This is a genomic window from Desulfovibrio sp. (assembly GCF_019422935.1).
In the GTDB taxonomy this organism is placed as follows: domain Bacteria; phylum Desulfobacterota; class Desulfovibrionia; order Desulfovibrionales; family Desulfovibrionaceae; genus Desulfovibrio.
This window is the reverse complement of sequence record NZ_JAHZCJ010000008.1, coordinates 138,252-160,632: the sequence shown is the minus strand read 5'-3', so window position 1 is coordinate 160,632 and position 22,381 is coordinate 138,252. Positions and strand designations below refer to the sequence as shown.

The following is a 22,381-nucleotide window of genomic DNA, read 5'->3' as shown; positions in this document are numbered from 1 at the left end:
ACATTAAACCCAATGAGGACAGCTAGTTGCAAGTGGCATATGCAGTGGGCAAGGGGCCGTATCTTTAACAAGAACACGCGCAAAAAAATAGGTGCAAGATGAGCAATAGCAATAATCAAAACTATGCAAAAAAGATAGAAAATGATTGTCTTGTGGCTCATTCTTCTTGGGTGCGCCTCAAGGATCAATGCGAGTGGTATGATACTAAAAGTATGCACTGTCAGAAATGGTATAAACGTTTGAAGCTAATGCAAATAGGGCTAGCTTCGTTAATTCCTATCTTTAGCTTTGCTCCTCCCCAATATGCAAAGTGGTTAACCGCTGCATCCGGAGGGATAATCGCACTTATTGAGGGAGTACAACAATTAAATCAGTACGCGGTGCTATGGGTTTCCTATCGTGCGACTGCGGAGCAATTGAAACATGAAAAGTATCTATTCCTTGGTGAGGCCGGACCGTATGCAGGGACATCTGAAAATGAGCGGTTAGTTATTCTTGCAGAAAGGGTCGAAGGACATGTATCTGTTGAACATGCAAAGTGGTTTAGTGAGGCAGCGCATGCATCATTTGGACACAAAAGTTGATGTGATGAGTCTTTAGTGCTGTCGCATTATAAAAAATTGTTATAAATCAGTAGAAAAAGTGTGTTTTAAATGCTTGTGAGCTAAAGGGCACTTCTTAAAGATGAAGTGCCCTTGCCCTATTTCCCATTATATCTTTTGAAGTTTTTAAATAGAATTGGGAAGTCTATTATGCCAATGCTAAAATTTTCTCTAAGAATTTTAGATAAATTGTTTAATGATATGTCATCGACTTTTTTGTATCCCCGTCCAGAATAAGTTACGGTGGAAGAAAGGCGTTTGCTGCTAAGCTTATAAGCACTTTTTCCAAAATAGTAGAACTCTTCTGAAAGCAAAACTCTATCTGATTTTGTATCTCGATGTAAGTTGCTGAGGTTTATAGATCCGTCATCATTACTATGGTGTGAGTTCATTTGATACCATGTGCTATTTTCCTTGTGATAAATGTTATCACCATACATGCGCTTTAGACTTGAGTCCATTGTGGGCTTTTTATGCTGGAATCGTTGGTCTGCCCAATATTCATCATAAGTCATAATTTCTGTTATTCGCATTGCAAAGACAATTCTATTTTGCAAATTAAATTTTTTTGAACCACAGCCGATTACCCAATCTTCAACATGGGCCATATTCCTAATCCCCGGCTTGCACGTTGCTAAAGTGCAAATGCCTCCAAAAGGATTTGGTGCAAAGCCATAGTCTCGTGGAATTACATAACTATACCCGATCATTAGCATACACCTCTGTTGATGATCCACTTTGATGGTCTTAACGATCCATCAGAATTTTCAAAATTGTCAATAATGCCGTTAATAGCATCAATTATTTTTTCGGAGGTCCATCCCACAAGGGCATCGCCAAATTCTTCAAATTTTGCAGGCAATTTTGCATCACTCGCTCCGTTAATAAAAATGCCAACAATGCGCTTGCCTCGTTTGGCTGCTATTTCAATCTCATCGTTAACCCATTCTCGAGAGTGCGTATGGGGGCCAATCAAAACGACAACGCAACCAGCCCAGTTAATGCGGTCGCTTAGGATGCCTCTGATATATTCAGGGCTTGAAGCATTGTTGGGTTTAGTGCTATCAATAGAGCTGTTTTTGATGGTATATCCATTTTTTTTCAGGAGATCTTTTAGCTTGGAAATGTGTTCGTCATCTTTGCTATAATGGCTTATAAACACGTTTTTCTCCGTCATAGATGCACCTCAGTCTGAGTTTATAGTGGATTTTGATGATAACTATTTCAATAAAATATTTTGTTTTTTTATGGGGAATCAGCTTATTATCTTTTACAACTTCTGTGGAATGGCTAGCTGCTTTAAATTGGTGCTTGTGTCTGAACCGTAGGCTGCTAAGCCGATAAAATTTAGGCTGTCTGATGTATAATTTGCATTGATAGCACGTTAAAGCTCTGTTGTGTGCTGATGTTTTTTACCCTACTTTCATATTCAAATAAGCTGGAGGGATAAATGTCATTTTGGTCTTCTGAAAAATTAAAAAACCGCCTATCAAATAAAATAATCATTCCATATAATGAAAAAAATATAAAATACGGCGCCTATGAATTGGCGCTTGGTAAGGAGTATTATACCACTGACGAAAAAACAAAGAAAAAACGTGTTCTTGAAACTTCTGAACAGCTATCAATAAAACCTGGACAGTTTGCACTTCTTACGAGTGAGGAGTGGATATCCGTCCCCTCAACTAATCTGTGTTTTATCTCTATCAAGGCTGGAATCAAATTTCGGGGCCTTGTCAACATTTCTGGATTCCACGTTGACCCCGGCTATTTTGGGCATTTGAAATTTTCAGTGTATAATGCTGGCAGTCAGAATATTAATGTCACGCAGGGTAAACCATTATTCATGGTGTGGTTTGCTGATCTTGATCAAGAAACTTCAGATCTCTATAAAGGTAATAACGGTGGGGTTGAAGCAATTAAATCTGACGATGTGATGAACATATCAGGAGATATTCCATCTCCGGCTGAACTTTTTCAAGAAATGAAAGAGATGAAAAAGGCTTTACAATTTTGGAAAAATGTTTTTGTGACTTTATCTTTTTCTATTATTTCAGGGCTGGTTGTCTTTTTTTTCAAAAAATTCTGGGATGCTCAATAGGCGGTGGCTAAGATGCTGAATATTATCAGAGGAGATAATCCTCTGCCGTCAGCATCTAGGTCCACTTTAAAGTGACTTTAATTTAATCTATATTTTATTCAGCGGATGCCGCTTTTCCCATCGTGAAAATGCAACACATAACAACGCATTACTGCAACGATCGATCGCATCGTGCATTTCTTGTTCCCATCCTCTGCGTCGAGCGGCATCTGCTGCAACGATCAAAAAAAGGTTTTTATAACTTTTGTGGAGGTTGATATTTTGTACCATCCTGCTGAATTCATGTTTTTGTAAAGTCGGTGAAGAAAGCTTCTTTACACAAGGCATTATTTCTTTCATCTGGGCTTCGAATGCGTTCTTACTTAAGGCTAAGTTGTCCGTGTTTGTAAGGGGCTCTATTTTTTTATCTGCCTGAACAACTTGAAAATCTTTTTCATAAATATGCAGTGAATCGCTTATTTGGTGGTATGCTCCTAGCTCAATTCCAATCCAACCTGAAAGAACTTCTTGCAGCGTTGTGAATTGGATAAAATTATAGGGCGTTCCTAAATAAAGATCATTGCTTCTCATTATCTGAAGCCACTCCAGTTTGCCATCTCTGACTTTAGGAAGTGCACAAATATTACACGGTATATCGGCGTCTACAGCTTCACCTGTTGCAGTTGGGAAATCTATGCGCGGATCCCATATCTGTAGAATCACTTGGCGTGAGTATGGATTGCTTCTAAGAGCGTTATAGGCTTGTTCAAGCTGGTCAAATCCAAACTGCCTGCGGAGTCTATATCCGTAGGCCCCGTGATAGCATTCGCTGTTGCCAGAAAATTGAGGCAAAAGCGGATTCCAATAGTTAAGCAATGCGGCGGTATTGTCACCAGCAAGTATCCATAGTGTTTCTACAATTGCAAAAGCAGGGTTTAATGCGGGAAAACGTGAAAGCGTCCAGCGTTGCCGTGGATCGCTAATGCTAAAATTCACATGTAAGAGCTCTCGTGTGGGGCCAAGTCTGCTTGATGTTAGCGAATCGCTATTCTGTAAACTTTTATATGCTTGCAGCCATACATCATTCGCAGTCTTCGCTTCAAAAGCTGCGATCATGGCATTTCTCCATTTTGGATCCGTTCGTTGATTCCCCATTTGGGGGGATACCAATAATTAATTTGCCTTGGGTCAGGGTGAAATTTTTGCTTGATTCGGCTCCTGCCCGTATACCCTTTTATGTCTGGGTGTTTGACGCGTGCATACTTGTCAGTTTCACAGAAGAGATTTTGGCAATCAATTAGCATCAATGGACGCCCCCAGAGCGACTTAAAATTCAGACCAAGTCTATTGAATTCTTCCTCTTGATGCTCCATGACTACCTTAATTATTTCGGAATCAGAAAGGCCTCCTGATTTTGCAAAACATTTTTTTATGCCGTCTTTTGCCCCGGGGCCAGGGACTACAAATTGTGTCTCAGGGAAATTGGTCAATTCTGAGTAATTGATATCTGTGGCGTACTGATAAGCCAAAAAATCGCCTAGGCTAGGATATCCCTTTAGCAGCTCAAATACTTTCCCCATGGACTTTGCTTGAGCAATTTTGTCTGGAAGTCTATCCTTCATCATCGAGTCCAGTAAATGCAAGTGCATTCGGTGTTTGCGCGTGTGCGTTGATCCTCTGCCCCCAGTCGGCATTATATAAGCCGCAGAATAGATTCTCTCTCCTTTCTCGATTGAATTGGTAAGGATCTCATCATATCGCGAAGGGGTAAAAGTAGAGAATGAGATTTTATTGAGCTCGTTTTGAAGGAGCTTCCATGTCTCTATTTTGTTAAATATTTTGAAAAGGATAATTCTAAAAAAGACTTCTTCAATGTCTTGGCTTCCTTCATAGATTACGTCTTTAATTAAAAACTGACTTGTCCTGTCTGATGCTCGGTATGCATTGGTAAATTTATGACAATCAATGATTTTGTCATATGTCCACGGTCTTGGTTCTCCTTTGAGCCGAGCAAAAAAAACATCCTGTCTTTTAGCGGCAAATTCCCAATATGTATCATAAACTATTGTTGGCTCGAGAAGGCGCTTTAAAGGTGATGGGGCATTAGCAACGGGGCTTCTTTTAGTGGAGAATGTAAAAAGGCAAGCTTGCTGGTGGTTTGGAAAGTTACTTTCAAACAAGTTCTCTATAGAAATTTTTATTCCGCTGGTTGTCTCAGCAAGGTCAGTGTTATGAATTGTTTTTACATTTTCATACTCTGATTGTGATAGTGATAAGTTTTGGTATTCTTGTAATAAAAGTTTTCCTGAATTTGAAATCTGGCTATTGCAGAATTTATTTTCGACATAAAAAATAATATCTGGGTGAATTCCTTGCCATGCTGCCTTTTCTGCATTGATTAAATTTTCAATAATCTGCATGTTGCAGTTAGTGATTTTCCCGTATACGTAAGAAGACCACCAAAACCTGTCAAGTATAACTGTTTCCCCTTTTGTCAAAGAGGGTATGATGTCGCGCTGTATAGAATCGATGTGGGCTGCAATATGCAAAGCCTGGAGGCTGTTGGCGTCAATATCCTTTAGTCCACAAGAGTTTTTATCGTGATGAATGTTGTAAACTAACGATCCAATTGACCCCTGTGCATTCCCCGGAAATGAAAAGTATTTGCATGGGCGCAATTGGCTAATCGCGTCAGCAACTGATCGCGATATAGTTGTCTTGCCGACGTTATCTGGTCCTTCAAAGACTATCAGCTTTCCTAACTCTAGATGGTCCATTGTAGCTCAATATATTGTGAGATGTTGTGACGCCTATGGCAAACGTCGAAATATTGATCTAAGCGTATTTTTTGAAAAATTATCAACCCGTGGAGTTCCTATAAAGCAATTAACTCTCGATAAAGGTAGTCCAGTCTCCTTAGACATGAATTCTCCAAGGTAGCATAGTCCTAAGTAGTTCCCATAACCTCTTTTCATGAGATATTGTATTGTGTAAAAGCCAGTTACAGTGATAGACTCGTCCGAAAAGGCAAATCCGATTTGCTGTAAGCAAGGAAATGGTACATATGGTGCAAAGTTGTTGTTGTCTATGCTGGGGTTTAAACATGTGGCGATATACTTAGAAGGAGAAGGCTGTCTTCCTAGGGATCGATAATGCTTATAGGTGTCTATTATGTGGCCAAGCTGATTTATCTGAGATGATTTTATTCCCTGTTTTGTTTGTTGAAATCCAGGATAAGCAATAAGACGTTCAAAGTAGGTATCTCGAGGGGTTCCTTGCCTTACCTTACGTATTCTTGCGCGATGTCTTGGAAGGTAGCGATGAAGATACCATGCCGAGAGATCTGATAGCGAGGGCTGATGTGTACGCCAGTAGTTGATTGGGAAAATAGTCTCACTTGTCTCTCTAACCGAAATTTTCTCTTTTGTGGCAAGTAATGAATCAAGCTCACTTCTTATTGCGGTGTCTTCAAGTATTTTATTATTAGGTAGAGAAATGGAGACGCATAATGGTTTATTGGGCGTGTCAAGGACCAAGGACACCGCTTTTAACCATACCTCCGAAAGATTGCTGCCAGTGGCTTGGAGTACATCACTCATCATCGACCTCTTCTAAATGCCGGTATATGCTTCTGCCTTCAAAGTTTTTCCGTGAGACTCTCACAAATGCTACCCATCCATTATCACACTCTAGCGTTGAAATTCCTGGCCTCTCTGCACGGACCGTTGTCGCGATACTTGTTTGTCTAATGATTGAGATGCAATCTCCTCTGCTTGAGGCCTTAGGCGGGACAATTGCTACTTGGCCAACTTGAAGATCAATAGGTGATACCTCCCACTCCTCGTCTGCAATAACTAAGTGCTCTGGATCTGTATCCAAAAAATCTAAAAGAGTAGCCCTGATTTTTTTAGGTGAGCATTTTTTTAATCGCTCGTAACTGCTTTGATTCAAAATTTTTTGAGTCCAAAGCATATGCCCCAATAGTGTGGTATATCCTACACCAAGCTGACTCACAATTCTATAAAATTCTATTTCAGTACAGTTATTCGGTGATATGTGCCTTTTTTGGAAAGCATGTTTTATGGCATCTATGGGCATCAATAGATGACCTGCAAAAAGATCTGCTAATTTCTCTTCCTCGTTGTCGCTTTGAAACGATACCTCGTGCTCATTATGTGCATCGATTCTCGACCCATGCCCAAAGTACCAATGGCCTAGTTCATGGGCGCATGTGAATGTTTGTCGCGCTGCAGGACGCAAGCTCGGGATGAATATGGCATTTGCATTTTTCGAAAACATTCCACCAAAGCTACCCCCACCCTGAAACCATAAGGAAACGTTAAGCTTTTCTGCAAGGTCATAGACGCATACAGGGGAGTCAAAAGTCACTTTTGCGCGTTTTCTTGTATCAAGAGCTGCACGCAGTGCTATCCGCCCCTGCGTTGTCCGTTTATCCATGGACTACTCCGTGTCTGTTGATCGCAGTGTCTTTAGTAGATTGAGCACCGCATCTAAATCTTCCTGTTTAAGTTTCGCGAGCTCTCGGGCCGCCAATTCCACGGCGGGGGGAGTTGCTCGAGAGCTTAAGGAGGTCAACCACGAGATGCTAATGCCGTATGCTTCACTCAAGGCTATAAGTTCTTCTGCGGATACCTTCCTTCTTCCAGCTTCAATTTCTGATATCGCAGGGCGTGGCAACCCTATTATTGATGCAATTTGTCCTTGGGTCAAACCCGCTTGTTTTCGTGCAAGCTGTAAGCGACGTGCAATTTCAGGGCGGTTATTATCGTTCATTTTTGTGCCTCGTCCTGCTTTGCTGAAAGCGCAATCAACAAATCAACAATTTCACCCACTGTTCTGGCACATGGAATGGGAGTGTCGTTGACGAAAGGGTTGATTTCTGGCGGGATAACAATTGAAAGTCTGTCTTCAATTTCAAGAGCAAAAGGAATTCCATGACCACTGTCAAGTGCAAGGTTTTCTATGGGGTTACATTCCAGAGTTATTGTGACTCCCTCAATTTCTGTCATTGTTTTCAGGACCTCGGTCACTTCCTCTAAAACTTTTTGTTTTGTACTCTTCATGATAGCATCTCCATGTAAGAAAATCTTACACGTGGCTGGTATGTTGTCAACTTGGTAACTGTCTTAATAGCCGTCTTGTAAGGGCTACGCCATCCATGGTGATTCTGAACTTCATTCGCAGAATAGTGTGATTGTAATGTCGGACATAAATCCGGATATTTTTTTAATATTCAGTAGAGATAATTAATTAGTTTATCATGTTATGTAATAATTCGAATCCCACCCTCTCCGCCATTTATACATAATAAAAACGGCGTGTTGCTTTAGATAGCAGCACGCCGTTTTCGTGTTCAAAAAGGGTATGTTTTTAGCGAGTGCGCGACGCTATGCATACCGCCATGCATACTTTGGCTTGATCTGCGGGGAAAATTTGAGCTATTCTGGAAGGGCTAGGGGCTGGCAGTTAGTGGTTGGATGTATACGTCTAGTCCTCGTGCCGCAAGATCCCAATAATCTGTTGCTTCATTCTTGTGCTCCTATGTCAGGAACACTAACTTTTCAATGGCATACTTTTCGGGGGGAGGGTCATCTTCTGGAGGCATACATGAGGATATGTTTCAGATGATCATGAGTTTCAAAAATGAAGAGGCGGAAGAATTTTTTGCCTCTGGCAACCCTCTTCCTTGAATACTACTCAGTAAAAGAGGGTGCGCATGACACGTGGTTTGGCATGCGACAGGTTAACTCAAGTCACTTCAACTTTTCAAGGTAAAGTCAATAATAGTAGTGCCATGCTGATTTTATTGTTGGGTATTTGGACGAAATCCAGCTCCAAGTTTTATGGCATCACGCCGTACGGTATGCTGTGGTACTGTTGGAGCGCACGGTAGTGGTGAATTACCGCATCTGTCATCGTCAAATGGAATATAAATGTCAAAAGGAGCAGCACCGCTTTCTGCAGTTATAAGTTTTGTGGGCCATGGATTGATAGTTCCCAGGGAAACCCACGCGACACTGTTGCCCTGTAATCTGTGCATGAATGATATGGCACATGAAGCCAGCATGAAAAAAAGGACTATCACGACGCAGAGTTGGCGCTGTTTGTCTTGATATCTGAAAAAGTTGTTCAGAATGGATGTGACATTAACTGGCCAATACTGAACGAAACACGCGGACCCTAAGGCAAAAAAAATCCAGAAAAGTTCCCTGCCGAAGCGCGGGTCTGGCGCCATCCAGAACCAGTACACGATGGAAAGCAGCGACCAGCCAAAGAGACACAGTATTTCACGCGAAGTAAGCTGCTTGCGAATAAAAAACCAGCACACACAACCCGCAGTAAAAGGAAGTAGTGTTGTGAGAACTGCCTGTTTGGATGAGATGAGCGCCTTAGCCCAAGGTAAAAACCAGAAAGAAATACCTCGCTCAAATGCTTCAAGATGATTTGGCCCAGGCATGCGCGCCCATGCGCGCACAGCGGTTGCATTGCCTGTCACATCTCTGAGTGGCATGGCCCAGTCTACAGTAAACGGGAATATGGAAATTGGGAAAAATGGATACCCTGAAGTGATGACATTTCTTGCGCACCAGAGAATGGCAGCGAGTAATGGGAAAGCAAAGATTATCAAAATATTACTAAATTTAAAATTTGTTGATGTATAGTAGTAATATAAAGCAATTGGAGTGATAATCAATACCGATATTGCCGAAAGTGGTTTGATCAAAAAAGAAAGGGCAATGCATGTTATTGCTGAAATCGTTGAACTTAATGTTCGATTTTGCTGAGAAAAGAGCATGTGCAGCAACTCTGCGCCAGAGATACACAAAACAGCGAGGGATGGAAAATCGTGGTATAGATTGGGGTAACCCCAGAATAGAGTGCTATAAATGCACACTGGAAACATGCACAATGCGTAGATGCTGAGGGGACGGGATGAGCTGTCTATGAAGTCATGTACAAAATACATTGTAAACGCCGTTATAAAAGTCGGCATCATGATCCAAGGCGTGCTATCTTGAAGAAACGAGTGGTTTAGAAGGGCTGCAAATAGGGGCCAGATGGAACTGTTTGCTAGCCTGGAATGAAGATTGCCAAGGCCAAATGGTGTGCCATACTCATTGAGCCAGCGCACAATCTGAATGTGGTAAAGGTCTGAGTCGTAGGCATAGCTTGTCCATTCCGCATAGGCTGTGCCCAGAGCGCAAACACCTGCTGTGGCAAAAAAGAATGCCAGAATGGGTAGGTGGCGTCCCGACTGACTGGCAGGGGAGCTGAACAATCTGCGTAGCTGCTTAATGCCAAGCAACGCAGGGGTCAGGCACAAAAGGGAATATTGGAGGGTAAGCGGCTTAACCAGTGAAACAGCCATAGCCAGTAAGCTGACTAAAAAAAAGCCCGCAAAAAAAGCTAAAAAGGGGTTGCGCGGGGTAACACGTAATATTGAAAAAAATGTAAATCCAGCACTGCTAGTAGCAAAAAAAAGTGCAATGGTGCAAAGATAGATGCAAATCATTCATTTCTTCCAATAAGCGCGCCCAACATATTTGTTTTATAAAGTATATGCTGCGCGCAGAGTATTTGACTTGTTATGTGAATTCAGGATGCAGCTATTAGTTCTGGAGTCTCGTGGGGGTAATGGTAATGCGGATTCGGTCATGCCCATTGCTTGCTGCATCGCGAAGTGACACAAAGTTTATTTTTTATTTTTTTCTCGGAAAATCAGATGCTTTCGTAATGCAAAGTTTCCTGCAAAGCCAATTACTGCCGCCCAGAATTTACTCCAAACAGGCATTACGGTGAGGGCGATTAGCCCATATGTTACAGCATAATCAAGGCCAAGCATGCCTATAGATGCAAGTGCATATGCGAGTATTTCTTTCGGAGAAGACCATCGTGCATTGTGCCGGAAAAGAATTGAAATGCAGAGCTTGTAATTTATTGATGTCGAGATGATGAAGGCAATAATGATTGCTGAAGAAATATTTAGTCCTGCTGCTGTTAATAAGGCAAATGATATAATATTTGATAGGGCGCTAATAGCCCCGATAAAGAAATACAGCAAAAATTGCATTGGAAGCGGAGCGGTGTGGGCACTGTAATGCATGATGCAGTAGAGTGCGTGTACGCCATCGCGCCAGCCAATTTTTTTACCCTCTTCGTATGTTCTGGGGGTGTAATGAATGGCACATTCGTATACCCGGTAGTGCATCTGGGCTACAAGGGCGGTAACTTCTGGTTCAAAGCCAAATCTGCTCTCCTGCAATTTTGGGGCAATAGCCTGAATGGCCTCGCGCCTGAAAAGTTTATAGCAGGTTTCCATATCGCTGATGTCTAGGTTAGTAAACATATTGGATATAAACGTAAGCGAGCGGTTCATCCAAGTATGCCAAAAGTATAGCACCCGCCGGGTTTCTTGCCGCAGGTATCTGGAGCCGTACACTACATCCGCCTTACCTTCCTGCAGTGGTGCGAGTAACGTAAGGTAATCGTTAGGATCGTACTCCGCATCAGCATCCTGAATTCCTATGTAATCGCCGGTTGCTTGCAAAAATCCCGTGCGCAGTGTCGCTCCCTTTCCCTGATTAACCGAGTGGTGAAGCACGACAACTTCCTGATGTGCAGCTGCAAGCTCATTGGCTATGGCCATGCTGCGATCAGTTGAACAATCGTTCACGATGATGAGCTCAAGTTTGATACCTTCATCACGCAGCGTGAGGCATCTTTCAACGCAGCTAGACAGCGTGTTCTCTTCATTATAGCAAGGAATAATTAGCGAAAGGCTGATTGACACGGAATGCTCCCCCCAAGAGATATTATTCAAATTTGATAAATGTGCTGTATGCTTTTTCAGCAGGTAAGTTGCTCAGGTGGTGACTTGCATAAATTGTGTTGCTGTCTGTGTCAAAATGACTTTCTTGATACTTGTTCGTTAACAGTGTTCTTAACGAGGTAGGTCGTCAAATTCGGGCACCATGGTAAGCGGCAATTGGCAACTTTGGTTCATCATCCGACTTCTGACAAATGCCACCGGAGAGTGATAGCCAAGCGCGGCCTGGGGCCTTTGTCGATTATAAAAAATTTCAATATATTTTGTTGCGTCTGCAATGGCTTCCGCCTGTGAGTTGTAGCTCTTACGATGGACAAACTCATCTTTTAACAAGCCCCAGAGCTCTCCATCGAGGCGCTGTCGTAACAATCCCCTTTTTTACTCATGGAACAGACTAGACCGTATGCGCGGAGTTTTTTCTGGTAAGCTCTGCGCTGCAATACAGGCTGCCGCGATCCGAATGCAGAATCAGTCCCACCGGTTGGACGGTGGAAACGCACCGCTTCCATCAATGCGGCCAAGACAAGCCCGGTATCCATTCGCTCAGCTAGGCTGAAGCCGACAATTTTCCGGCTGCGTAACTCTTTGATTCCAGCAAGATATACCCAGCCCTGCCGTGTAGGAATGTATGTTATGTCACTCATCCACACGCGGTTGTGCTCGCCCGGCGTGAAATCACGGTTCAGAAGATGGGAGCGACCGGCAACGCGTGATTTGACTCTGTGGTGTGCGGATAACCCGCCGTTTGCGCTTACAGACAAGGCCCAGTTCACATTGCATGCTTGACCTTCCAGAGGCTGACGGCGCAACCACTTGCCATGAGTTCCCAGTGCAACTGCTCCTCGCAGTATGTGCCGCGTGTTCGCTTGTGGGCAACCAAAATCTCGGTCTCCAGACGAGCTGTCTTGCTTGATGGGGCCGCATCGCGTTTGAGCCATGCGTAATATCCACTGACTGATGTGTGCAAAACTAGGCAAACAAGGTGGACTGGATATTGGTGTCGCAGAGCACTGACTGCGGCGTACCTCACAGCGACTCTTTGGCAACGTACGCCGCTTTTTTAGGATATCGCACTCCATGCACCGCAGGACGTTCTCTTTCTTCAGCCGCGCCAACTCAGAGCATCTTGCTCACTCACGCTCGGCTTCAAAGCGAACTCTTGTTTGTCCAGTCGGTACTGCGTAACCCAGTTCGCCTCGGTTTTCAAATAAATAGAAAGCGTTCGCGCTATTTCCGTTACGCCGAAACCATCCTCAACCGCCATGGTGACGGCTTGCTGTTTTAATTCTTGCGGATAACGGCCCCGTGGTGTTTTCGTCATAGAACCTCCTCTAAGGGTATGAACTATGGCGTCCATTTTTTCCAGCCGATCTCATTGATGGAGATGTGTTCGTTAACGCAGTCGCTTTGAATAAAAAATCTTGCTGAAATTTTTGTCAAAGTTTTTTTACAGCTACGGGCAGCTAAGCACTGCTCTGCTATGGGATCATCATCCGTTTGTCCAGAATGTTTGAAGGCAAAAAATTATTGCGCGCGATAGCTATGGATTGATAGGATATCTATCCAGTTAGACTTTGCAGAGATAACTCGCTTTTGCAAATTTTTTTTAGGCAGATGGAGATTGTTCTCCTAGTCAGTTTGAGCCCAACAAGTGTTTTTTAGCATAGATGTTAAATAAGGAAAATGCGGGGGGGATAATTTTGTCACCTCATGATTACGCATACTTTCTTAATCAGTCTGACACCATAGCCTGCGGGTCCATTTTTCACCGTATGTTGTGGTGCAAATGGAATCGGGCATGAACATATACGATATCGCCATGATGCCCTTAGAAGCGTGGGTATTGAAGAAAATGCGTTCAGCAATAATGCCCTGTGCCTATGGCGATGTGCTTGAAGTCGGGATAGGGACGGGAGTCAACCTTCGATATTATAATCCTGAAAAAATACGCAGCCTGACAGGGTTGGATCGCCAGTGCTCACAGGAACTTGAACGGCGGGCTGGGATTAATTTTGCGTTTTATCAGGGCAATGTTGAAAAAATGCCTTTTGCAGAAGGGCAATTTGACACCGTGGTCGCCACGCTGCTTTTTTGCACTGCGGATATTGAAAAAGGCATGAGCGAAATACAGCGGGTGCTCAAGGCGGGCGGCCTGTTCATTTTCATAGAGCATGTGCGGCCCAAAGGAGCGCGGGCCGGCAAAATTTTTGATTTTGCTAATGGCTCATGGACACGAATTGCCGACGGATGCAACCTCAACCGTCGCACAGACGAGATTTTGAAAGAAAGCAGTTTTTCTGATCTCATCATTATGGAGCGCGGCGTTTTTCGTTACGGCACGGCAAAAAAGCCCTAACCCGCCAATACGAATCATTTTTGCCAGTTTCCACGTCATGCTCTTTGTGCCTATTGCATAAAAAAGCAAGGGGCGACTGCTGTATCGCCCTCGCCCCTCATGTGGTAATATGTCCAGAGTTGCCTACTGGCCTTGGCCTCATGCCTCCGAACAGATTCCGACAGAACCACAGATTCAATAATCACCGCCAAGGGGTTAACATCTGGCGGCAGGCTCTTTAGGTGAAAATTCCTTCTGGTAGTTATCTGGCGTCCCAGGGACACTAACTATTGGACACCCATTACCGCCTGCCCGTCAGCATCCTCTGAAAAAACTCCAGCGTCCGCTGCTCCGCGTCTGTGGCGGCAGAGCGGTTAAAGCCGTGTCCTGCGCCGGGGTAGATCACCATCTCAGCCGTTTGGCCGAGGCTGCGGGTCAGTTCCACCAGTTCCTTGCCTCTTTCCATGGGCACAACGGTATCCGCGTCGCCGTGCAGTTCCAGCAGGGGCGGCATATGGGTAATGGGGTGCTTGCCGTCAGCCCTGCGCTGGGCGGGGATGCCGCCGTAGAACACAACCAGCGCCGCGATTCTTGTATCCTTGCTGGCAACGGATGTGGCCAGATATCCCCCCTGAGAAAAACCCACGATGCCAACGGGGCGCGCTTTCTGCCCCTGTGCCAGCACGTCTGTAACAACATCGCTGACCATCTGCGACCACGCGCCTATGCGCTTTGAAAAATTTGCGCGCCGCGTTTCCACAGTTTTGGAGCATGCGACATCCTGTTCATTATAATAATCCAGCACATAGGCATCAAAACCAGCGCGGGCGAATTGTGTGGCGTTGCGCTCATAAAATGCCCGAAATTTATCCAATCCCTGGCTGCCGTGCAGCACAATGACAGCCGGGTGTGGCCCTTGCCCGGCAGCACGAAAGGATTTGACCACAACCGGGCCTTGGGATGTCGTTTGCGTGGCTTCATGAATTTGAATCTCGTCCGCAAAGGCGGGGCCAATTCCGCTAAAAAACACAAACAAAAAACACCAGTAAAAGATCTTTGCGCTCCGCATATTCCCGCCCGTGGGTAATGAGTGAAATTTTGGCAATGTCTTCGGCTACTCGCTTTGTGCGGGCAATACAAGATCGCCCTTACGGCTGTTGCGCGGATGGGCCACGCGCAGGCTTGTCTGCGGCCCGTTGCGTCAGTTTCGCCGCTGGGGTAATGATACGCCTCTGCGGGGCGCAGGTGCAGTGCATTTTTGCGCACATCGCTGGCCGCCTGGTTTGCAGGGCGTACAAAGCACACATCCGCAGGGCAACCGCAACTCAGAGCGACTACCGCCCCAGGCAGAATCATATCACAGCGTTGGAGAATATTTTGGCATTTTTGAGCATGCAGGGTGTTACCCTGAACCTCGGCGGCAAGCCGCTACTGGACTCGGCGGATTTTTCGGTTGAAGTGGGCGACAGGCTTTGTCTCGTGGGGCGCAACGGCGCGGGCAAGTCATCGCTGCTGGCGCTGCTCGGTGGGCAGATGCAGCCCAATTCCGGCATGATTATCCGCCCTGGCACGCTCATAGGTCAGATGCCGCAGGATGTGCCGGAACGCTGGCGCGGCACGGTTTTTTCTCTGGTGGCGGAGGTTCTGGGCGAAGAGGGCACGGCCCTTGCCGCAGCCCATGCCGGGGCCGAGCACAGCCTTGAGCTGACCAGCGGCTGGGAGCGCTACGGCGATGTGCTTGCCGTCATCAACCATCTGGGGCTGGATCCCGATGCGGATTTTACCTCGCTCTCCGGCGGCACCAAGCGCCGCGTGGCCTTGGCTCGGGCGCTGATCTGCTCCGAAGACCTCATTCTGGACGAACCCACCAACCATCTGGATATAGCCACCATCACCTGGCTGGAAGATTTTTTGCTGCGCAAGGCCCGCACCCTGATTTTTGTCAGCCATGACCGGGCCTTTGCCAAGCGTCTTGCCACGCGTGTTGTGGAAATCGACCGGGGTAAGCTGCACAACTATTCCTGCGGATTTGACCGTTACCCCGAGCGGCGCGAAGAGCGCCTTGCCGCCGAAGAGCGCGCCTTTGCGCTGCAAGACAAAAAGCTTGCGCAGGAGGAAGTGTGGATTCGTCAGGGCATTAAGGCCCGCCGCACGCGCAATATGGGCCGGGTGCGCGCTCTTGTGGCTCTGCGGGCCGAGCGCGCCGAGCGGCGCGACAGGCAGGGCAATGTGCGCATGGCCGCGCAGGAGGCCGGGCGCTCGGGCAAGCTGGTTATTGAGGCCGATAATATTTCAGTCGGCTACCCCGGTCAGCCGCCGCTTATCCGTAATTTTTCCACCATCATTCAGCGCGGCGACCGCGTGGGCCTGATCGGCGAAAACGGCACGGGCAAAACATCGCTTATCCGCGTTCTGCTGGGCGAGCAGCAGCCCACAGAAGGCGAGGTGCACCTCGGCACCAACTTGGAGATCAGCTATTTCGACCAGCTGCGCGAAACGCTCGACCCGGAAGCCAGCGTTATGCATAGCGTTGCCGAGGGCAACGATGTGGTCACGGTGGGTGGCAGCACGCGCCATGTGGCCGGATATTTACAGGATTTTCTTTTCACCCCCGACCGCCTGCGCCTGCCGGTCAAGGTGCTCTCCGGCGGCGAGCGCAACCGCCTGCTGCTGGCAAAGCTCTTTACCCGGCCATCCAACGTGCTGGTGCTGGACGAACCCACCAACGATCTGGATGCGGAAACCCTTGATCTACTGGAAGAGCTGATTGCGGATTATTCCGGCACGGTGCTTGTGGTCAGCCATGACCGCAGTTTTCTGGATAATCTTGTCACCAGCGTCATCGCGCTGGAAGGCGATGGCATGGCGCACGAGTATGTTGGCGCGTATACCGACTGGCTGCGCCAGCGCTCGACCCCTGCGCAGGAGCGCAAGCCGGAAGAAAAAACTGCCCGCACCAACCAGCGTCCCGCCTCGGATAAGCCCCGCAGACGCAGCTTTAAGGAACAGCGGGAATTTGAACAGCTGGGCCAGGAACTGGAAGCCCTGCCGGAGCGCATGGATGCTCTGGAGCAGGAGCAGAAGACTCTGGAGGCAACCCTTGCCGATCCTGAACTGTTCTCCCGCGATCCCGATGCCTTTGCCAAAACCACAGACCGCCTTGTGGCGTTGGAAACAGAGCAAACCGAGCTGCTGCAACGCTGGGAATTTGCGGAGCAACGCCTGCAAGAGCTTGGTGAACTGGCAGGGTAGGGTAAACTCCCCCTGCCAGCGTCAGCCCGCATGTATGGTGTCATGCCGTACATGCGGCCCCGTCCTTTTTTGAGTTAAGCAGCCTTCCTCTCCCCCCGCACCATTCTGCACTCTTACCGGAGTGCAGCTTCCGCAATCCTGCGTTTGCGATGTGAATAGCGCAGCCCGGTCATATGCGACTTTATATCACACAAGATTATTGCGGAGCACGTCTGACATTGAAACGCGCATGCTTTTCTTTGTTGCTGTAGTGGAAAGTTTTAATACTCATTATTTTGTTCAGTATAGCAGTGATTATTTTGTTTATTTCAAACAAAATTATTTTTTCAGCTAATAAAAAATTTAATGCATCCGTTATGTCTCAAACAAGGTCGATGCTATCGTAAATGTATAGATCTGTAAGTCTCAAGTGATTTTTTTTGATTTTATTAAGTAGAGTATTCAAGAGTGGGTTGACTCTTTGATATTAATTTAAAAGATAGGTAGCTACCTTATTTCTTTGGTGGCAGTTGCATTTAACTTTTTATAATCATATACAAAAGTTATTAATGTTCCCGTTGAGTTTCTAGCCAGCATTTTTATCGGAACCATTTTTGTTTCTTGGAAATCGACAATCGACTACATCAGGGGATCTGTCATGGCTATTGCATCAGGAACAAGCCTCTCATTTCGGTTGTTTTCTTCTGCTGTCGTGCTGATGTGCGGTGGCGCAGCATCTTTCACCTACGGCGTTATTTCTAATGCATCCTTTATAATACACGGTGCATTATTTTTATTGGCGGCCACTGCTGGCCTTTTTTTAATATGAACTGTCTATCGGCAGCTGATACTCCCTTTACGCAGCATACGTGATTATGCACGGGATATTGCCGATGGTCGCCCCGCTGCATGCCCCCTTTCTTCCATGCCGTCGGAATACGCCGACCTGCGCGATAGTATTTGCACCATGGTCGCCTCGCTGGATCAGGCCCTTAAAGATGCCCGGCATAAAGGCGACGAAGCGCACCGGCTCGCGGCAGACAGCGAGCTTGCATTGCAGGAAAGCCGCGCTGCCGAAGCCCAGGTACGGCAACTGCTCAATGACATGCGTACCGCTTCGCAAAAAGCAGCCACGGCATCCTCGAGTATTTTTTCCGGTATCCGCGAACTTGGTCAAAACATGGAGAATGTGGATCGCGATGTGGTGCATCAGCGGGAGAGAATGCAGGAAGCCTCGCAAGCCATAGAACAGATTAATTCCGCCATTCAGAGTATAGCGCTCAATACCGTTAAAGCTGCGGATGACGCTGCTTTGGCGCAGCAGGGGGCTGTGTCGGGCGCGCAAGGGGTGCGCTCGGCAGTTCTTTCTATTGATCAGGTTAAAGAGCGTATTCTGCTGCTCAAGGAAACCATGACCAATCTTGGGCAACAGGCCGAGGGCATTGGAGCTGTGCTCGGAGTCATTTCCGATATCGCGGATCAAACAAATCTGTTGGCCCTGAACGCCGCCATTGAGGCCGCCAGGGCTGGCGAAGCCGGCCGCGGATTCGCCGTGGTCGCCGACGAAGTGCGGAAGCTCGCGGAAAAGACAATGAAGGCCACCAGCGAGGTCGGCGAGTCATTGAGAAATATTCAGGTCAAGGCGCGCGAAAATGTTCAGGCTGTAGATGCCGCCGCGCAAGATATTGTTGCAAGCGCCAGCGCCGCAGAACAGGCCGCCGAAGATGTGGACAGGATTGCGGGATTTGTGCAGCAGGCCGCCAACGAAGTTTCTGCCATCGCGGCGTCCAGTCAGGCTCAGACCGCAGCGAGTGAAGAAGTCCGCAGAGGTGCGGCTGAAGTGAACACCGTTGCAAAGGATACGGCGGAGCACGTCAATAATTCGATTCGTGTGCTCGTGGAAATATCCGGTCAGGCAGAAGAACTGGACGCCATCGTCAGCGCCATGGGGCAAGGAAATCTTGGTGGCGTTGTCGATTCCGATCAGCTTATATGCTGGACAAACGATCTTTCTGTGGGAATTGCAAAGATTGACGAGCAGCACAAGGCTCTTGTGGGCCTCATCAATGAGCTGAATTCCGCCATGCGGCAACGCCGGTCAGAAGAGGTGCTTGCTGGTGTGCTGGACAGATTGAAGCAATACACAGTAAAGCATTTCGCCACGGAAGAAGAGCTTTTTGACCGCTATGGCTACGCAGAAGCGCCTGCTCACAAAAAAGCGCACCGTGATCTGGTAGAAAAAGTTCTGGCCTTTGAGCAGGAACTAAAAAATGGTCGCGCCAAGGTCACCATGGAAATCATGCGTTTTTTGAAAGAGTGGCTCGTGGGCCATATCATGGGGACGGACAAACGTTACGGGCCATTTCTTAATGGCAAGGGTGTGCTGTGATCTGAAAAGCAAATCTTGATATTTGTAAAAAGAGCCGGAGTATCGTCTGCCCCGGCTCTTTTTGTTTGCAGGCACAAGGCGCGTTGTGTGAGTATTCGCGAAAATATTTTTCAGTTATGGGCAGTAACGGCAACGCTCTAAAGTTGATAAGTCTGCGTAAAAAGGTAATGTAACAAAGAAATCAGACATCGGAGTGCAAGCAATGCAGATATCGACTGCCGGAATTAAGTGGTATTATACTATAAAGGGGCAGGGTGAGCCTCTTCTATTTTTGCACGGCGGGCTGGATACCTGCGAAAACTACGAAACCCTGCTGGCAGAACTGGCAAAGGATTTCCGCGTCATCGCTGTTGACCGGCGTGGGCACGGCAGAACCGCAGATACGGACGCGCCCTTTGAGTATGCCCTGATGGCGAAGGAGCTGATTTTCTTCACGCAAGCGCTTGATCTGTCGTCTTTTCACATTGTTGGTTACAGCGATGGGGCAAACCTCGGCTTGCATATGGCAAGCCGCCTGCCGGGCAAGGTAAAGAGTCTCATTGCCATATCCGGCAATTATCTTGGCATGTCGGGGATGTCGCAAGGCTGGCTGGAAACGGTAGAGGTCTTGTCTGCGGATTTTGTTCAGGAACATATGCCGGAAGTCGCGCAGCAGTATGCTGACTTGAATCCAGCTCCAGTACTTGAGAGCTTCATCAATAAGACAAAAGAGCTATGGAGCAGGGATTGCGTTATCGATGTTGAAGTTTTGCAAACCCTGCAAACCCCAACACTCGTTGTGGGCGGCGACCGGGATATAGTTTTGCCAGAGCAGCTTGTGGACATGAAAAATCTGATTCCGGATGCCTCCCTGCTCATGCTGCCGTACTGCGGACATTTTGTTTTTCAGGATTTTGCCTGGGGCGACACGGCGGCCTCAGCTGTAGCCGTGTTCAAGGAATTTTTGACAACACGCTTCAGCGCGCACAATGCGGATTTTTTCTGATGCATCGCATCCCGGCATAGATCATGATTTCACTGAATCACCAGATTTTTCTTGCGCTTAACGCAAGTGATGCGGCCTCTCCCTTTGCCATATGGGCTGGGGGCGCGCTGGCAGAGTGGCCCATGGGTATCGCGATGCTGTTGACCTTGCTGGCTGTTGTGCGGCAAAAGCCACGCGGGTCTGCCGTTGCTCTGGCCTTACGCGTAGTTTTGACCGTGGCGGTGGCCATGGGTTCAGCCTGCCTGATTCGAATGTTCCATTATAATCCCCGGCCCTTTGTACTGGGGCTTGGGCGAATGCTGATTGCCCACGACCCCACATCGTCCTTTCCCAGTTTGCACGCCACCTTTATGTTTTCAATGGCGTTTGCCCTGCTTCTGCACATGGGCTCGCGGGGCATTGCCCTGTTTGTCATGTTGCTGGGCTTCGCTACGGCCTGGGCCAGAATTTTTGTGGGGGTACATTACCCTCTGGATATGGCGGGAGCATTTTTGACAGCTTGCCTTGCCGCCGTGGCGGTAAATTTCTGCTTTCAGCGAGTCAGAGGCAGCTGGGCTGTAAAAAACGGGGGCGCGAGGAGTTAGGCCCTTTACTGACGGTATGCGGTTGATTTTTCCAGCACCATAAAAAAGGCGGGTTTCCCCGCCTTTTTTATGGTGCGCACGCTCGGGCTATTGCCCAGGCGCTAGACAACTTTGTGATTTTCTTCGTCCAGGATCAGGTATTGATCGTTGGCTTTTAACACAACCGCGCGCGAACGGGCATTGTGCTTGGCGTGGTACAGGGCTTTATCCGCCCGGTCAAAAAGCTGCTCTGCCGTTTGAATTTGCGGCGCTTTGGCGTCCAGTACGGCTATGCCGGCGCTGACGGTAATGTGCAGGTTGTTTTTCTCAACATTGCCTTCCGTATCGCGGATGAGCAGGTTGAAGTTTTTGATGGCCTTGCAAAAACGGCTGATGATTTCAGGCAACAAGTGCGCGCTGGCCCCAGAGGCCACAAGGGCAAATTCATCGCCGCCAAAGCGCGCTGCAAGGGCATCCGTCTCCGTATCAAATTCCTCGCGCGCCCGGCGAAGGTGCGAGCCAACAACCTTAAGCACCTGATCGCCAATAAGGTGCCCGTATGTGTCGTTAAAGGTTTTGAAGTGGTCGATATCAAAGAGGGCCAAGGCAAAGGGGTGTCCTTCTTCGTGCCACCGGGCCGTAGAATTTTTGATAAAAAGATCAAGGCTCAGGCGGTTGGCAACCTGAGTCAGGGGATCAATGAAGGCGAGGTTTTCAAGGTTGCAGATGTCTTCCTCAAAGAGAACCTTGACCCTGTGAAAGGCTGATTGTAGCTTTTCAAGCATGACGGTGCCATCGCCGCTCTCCGCCACAATGGAAAGACTTTCTTTTTCAAGGTGGGCAATGTCGCCGTAGCGCGAAGAGAGCTTGCTGAAAAACTGGTCTATGATGGAAGACGTCTCGTGAACCATGCTGTCGAGCTGATTCACAATTGGCTTGCTGAAGATTTCGCTGCAGTTGCGGATGGTGGAAACAAGCTGTTCATCAGAGTAGTGTCTGTTTTTCAACAGTTCTTCCATCTGTGCGAGAATGGCAATTTTTTGCTCTTCATCAAGAAAATGATAGTCCTTCATTTCCCTGAAAAAAAGCAGCAGGGAACGCCAGCGCGTTTCCGGGGGAACGCCTGCCTTGTCAAACATATCAAATAATTTGAGATATGTGTTTTTGCAGTGAACAGAAGACTCTTTGGATTTCACCATGGCGCTTGTTTCGCAGTACTGTAAGATATGGATAAAGTTTGAGGGGATGCTTTTTGAAAATTTTGTGAAGACTAGCTTCTCTGGATAAGCCTGTCAAAGAAGATAATAATCGGTTTTCAGAAACAGCGCGGCACCTTTTGGTGATCTGC

General features: G+C 47.2%; 22 protein-coding genes. 8 read left to right on the top strand and 14 right to left on the bottom strand.

Annotated features, from left to right (window positions below; all coding sequences use genetic code 11):
* Nucleotides 1-98: 98 nt before the first annotated feature.
* Nucleotides 99-584 carry a DUF4231 domain-containing protein gene (locus tag QZ383_RS11355; protein WP_291445526.1) on the top strand — a complete coding sequence of 162 codons (486 nt, stop codon included), beginning with the start codon at nt 99-101 and terminating at the stop codon, nt 582-584.
* Nucleotides 585-700: 116 nt separating this feature from the next.
* Here the strand turns inward: QZ383_RS11355 and QZ383_RS11350 are convergent, their stop codons facing one another.
* Both QZ383_RS11350 and QZ383_RS11345 read right to left on the bottom strand, forming a co-directional pair.
* Nucleotides 701-1,312 carry a hypothetical protein gene (locus QZ383_RS11350; protein ID WP_291445525.1) on the bottom strand — a complete coding sequence of 204 codons (612 nt, stop codon included), beginning with the start codon at nt 1,310-1,312 and terminating at the stop codon, nt 701-703.
* Nucleotides 1,312-1,779 (bottom strand): TIR domain-containing protein, encoded by a 468-nt coding sequence (locus QZ383_RS11345; protein ID WP_291445524.1) that lies wholly within the window; start codon nt 1,777-1,779, stop codon nt 1,312-1,314. Before QZ383_RS11345 ends, QZ383_RS11350 begins: the two co-directional genes overlap by 1 nt.
* A gap of 273 nt (nt 1,780-2,052) precedes the next feature.
* Here QZ383_RS11345 and QZ383_RS11340 point away from each other — a divergent pair, with 273 nt between their 5' ends.
* Nucleotides 2,053-2,703 (top strand): hypothetical protein, encoded by a 651-nt coding sequence (locus tag QZ383_RS11340; protein WP_291445523.1) that lies wholly within the window; start codon nt 2,053-2,055, stop codon nt 2,701-2,703.
* Between the two features lie 87 nt (nt 2,704-2,790).
* On the opposite strand, the gene QZ383_RS11335 is transcribed toward QZ383_RS11340, so the two are convergent.
* The 10 genes from QZ383_RS11335 to QZ383_RS11300 all read right to left on the bottom strand — a co-directional run bounded on the left by QZ383_RS11335 (nt 2,791) and on the right by QZ383_RS11300 (nt 12,851).
* On the bottom strand, nt 2,791-3,798 hold the full coding sequence (locus tag QZ383_RS11335) for a thymidylate synthase (protein WP_291445521.1): 1,008 nt from the start codon (nt 3,796-3,798) through the stop codon (nt 2,791-2,793).
* Nucleotides 3,795-5,459, bottom strand: coding sequence for a nucleotide kinase domain-containing protein (locus QZ383_RS11330; protein WP_291445520.1), 1,665 nt, complete (start codon nt 5,457-5,459; stop codon nt 3,795-3,797). Before QZ383_RS11330 ends, QZ383_RS11335 begins: the two co-directional genes overlap by 4 nt.
* Before the next feature lie 814 nt (nt 5,460-6,273).
* Entirely contained in the window at nt 6,274-7,140 is an 867-nt protein-coding gene (locus QZ383_RS11325) for an ImmA/IrrE family metallo-endopeptidase (RefSeq protein ID WP_291445519.1), read from the bottom strand.
* Nucleotides 7,141-7,143: 3 nt separating this feature from the next.
* Complete coding sequence (locus QZ383_RS11320; protein ID WP_291445517.1) at nt 7,144-7,476, bottom strand: helix-turn-helix transcriptional regulator; 333 nt, start codon at nt 7,474-7,476, stop codon at nt 7,144-7,146.
* Nucleotides 7,473-7,766 (bottom strand): hypothetical protein, encoded by a 294-nt coding sequence (locus tag QZ383_RS11315; RefSeq protein WP_291445516.1) that lies wholly within the window; start codon nt 7,764-7,766, stop codon nt 7,473-7,475. The genes QZ383_RS11320 and QZ383_RS11315 overlap by 4 nt, the downstream gene beginning before the upstream one ends.
* Before the next feature lie 740 nt (nt 7,767-8,506).
* Nucleotides 8,507-10,216, bottom strand: coding sequence for a hypothetical protein (locus tag QZ383_RS11310; RefSeq protein WP_291445515.1), 1,710 nt, complete (start codon nt 10,214-10,216; stop codon nt 8,507-8,509).
* Between the two features lie 180 nt (nt 10,217-10,396).
* Nucleotides 10,397-11,494: a glycosyltransferase gene (locus tag QZ383_RS11305; RefSeq protein WP_291445514.1), complete on the bottom strand. Its 1,098-nt coding sequence runs from the start codon at nt 11,492-11,494 to the stop codon at nt 10,397-10,399.
* A gap of 150 nt (nt 11,495-11,644) precedes the next feature.
* Complete coding sequence (locus QZ383_RS14500) at nt 11,645-11,863, bottom strand: IS3 family transposase (RefSeq protein ID WP_365861817.1); 219 nt, start codon at nt 11,861-11,863, stop codon at nt 11,645-11,647.
* A complete protein-coding gene (locus QZ383_RS14495; protein WP_365861815.1) occupies nt 11,857-12,468 on the bottom strand; it encodes a DDE-type integrase/transposase/recombinase in 612 nt (203 codons plus the stop codon). Before QZ383_RS14495 ends, QZ383_RS14500 begins: the two co-directional genes overlap by 7 nt.
* 164 nt (nt 12,469-12,632) lie before the next feature.
* Complete coding sequence (locus QZ383_RS11300) at nt 12,633-12,851, bottom strand: transposase (protein ID WP_291445513.1); 219 nt, start codon at nt 12,849-12,851, stop codon at nt 12,633-12,635.
* A 477-nt stretch (nt 12,852-13,328) separates the two neighbouring features.
* On the opposite strand from QZ383_RS11300, the gene QZ383_RS11295 reads away from it, so the two are divergent.
* Complete coding sequence (locus tag QZ383_RS11295) at nt 13,329-13,886, top strand: class I SAM-dependent methyltransferase (protein ID WP_291445512.1); 558 nt, start codon at nt 13,329-13,331, stop codon at nt 13,884-13,886.
* A 280-nt stretch (nt 13,887-14,166) separates the two neighbouring features.
* On the opposite strand, the gene QZ383_RS11290 is transcribed toward QZ383_RS11295, so the two are convergent.
* The gene (locus QZ383_RS11290) at nt 14,167-14,895 is read right to left on the bottom strand and encodes an alpha/beta family hydrolase (protein ID WP_291445510.1); all 729 of its coding nucleotides are present in this window, start codon (nt 14,893-14,895) and stop codon (nt 14,167-14,169) included.
* Between the two features lie 347 nt (nt 14,896-15,242).
* On the opposite strand from QZ383_RS11290, the gene QZ383_RS11285 reads away from it, so the two are divergent.
* The 5 genes from QZ383_RS11285 to QZ383_RS11265 all read left to right on the top strand — a co-directional run bounded on the left by QZ383_RS11285 (nt 15,243) and on the right by QZ383_RS11265 (nt 21,054).
* Nucleotides 15,243-17,117 (top strand): ATP-binding cassette domain-containing protein, encoded by a 1,875-nt coding sequence (locus tag QZ383_RS11285; RefSeq protein WP_291445508.1) that lies wholly within the window; start codon nt 15,243-15,245, stop codon nt 17,115-17,117.
* Nucleotides 17,118-17,754: 637 nt separating this feature from the next.
* A complete protein-coding gene (locus QZ383_RS11280; protein WP_291445507.1) occupies nt 17,755-17,925 on the top strand; it encodes a hypothetical protein in 171 nt (56 codons plus the stop codon).
* A 96-nt stretch (nt 17,926-18,021) separates the two neighbouring features.
* The gene (locus QZ383_RS11275) at nt 18,022-19,485 is read left to right on the top strand and encodes a bacteriohemerythrin (protein ID WP_291445506.1); all 1,464 of its coding nucleotides are present in this window, start codon (nt 18,022-18,024) and stop codon (nt 19,483-19,485) included.
* Between the two features lie 202 nt (nt 19,486-19,687).
* Nucleotides 19,688-20,470 (top strand): alpha/beta hydrolase, encoded by a 783-nt coding sequence (locus tag QZ383_RS11270; RefSeq protein ID WP_291445504.1) that lies wholly within the window; start codon nt 19,688-19,690, stop codon nt 20,468-20,470.
* A 23-nt stretch (nt 20,471-20,493) separates the two neighbouring features.
* Nucleotides 20,494-21,054: an undecaprenyl-diphosphatase gene (locus QZ383_RS11265; protein ID WP_291445502.1), complete on the top strand. Its 561-nt coding sequence runs from the start codon at nt 20,494-20,496 to the stop codon at nt 21,052-21,054.
* Nucleotides 21,055-21,155: 101 nt separating this feature from the next.
* Here QZ383_RS11265 and QZ383_RS11260 read toward each other — a convergent pair whose 3' ends face one another.
* Nucleotides 21,156-22,172 carry a GGDEF domain-containing protein gene (locus tag QZ383_RS11260; protein WP_291445500.1) on the bottom strand — a complete coding sequence of 339 codons (1,017 nt, stop codon included), beginning with the start codon at nt 22,170-22,172 and terminating at the stop codon, nt 21,156-21,158.
* Nucleotides 22,173-22,381: the final 209 nt, after the last annotated feature.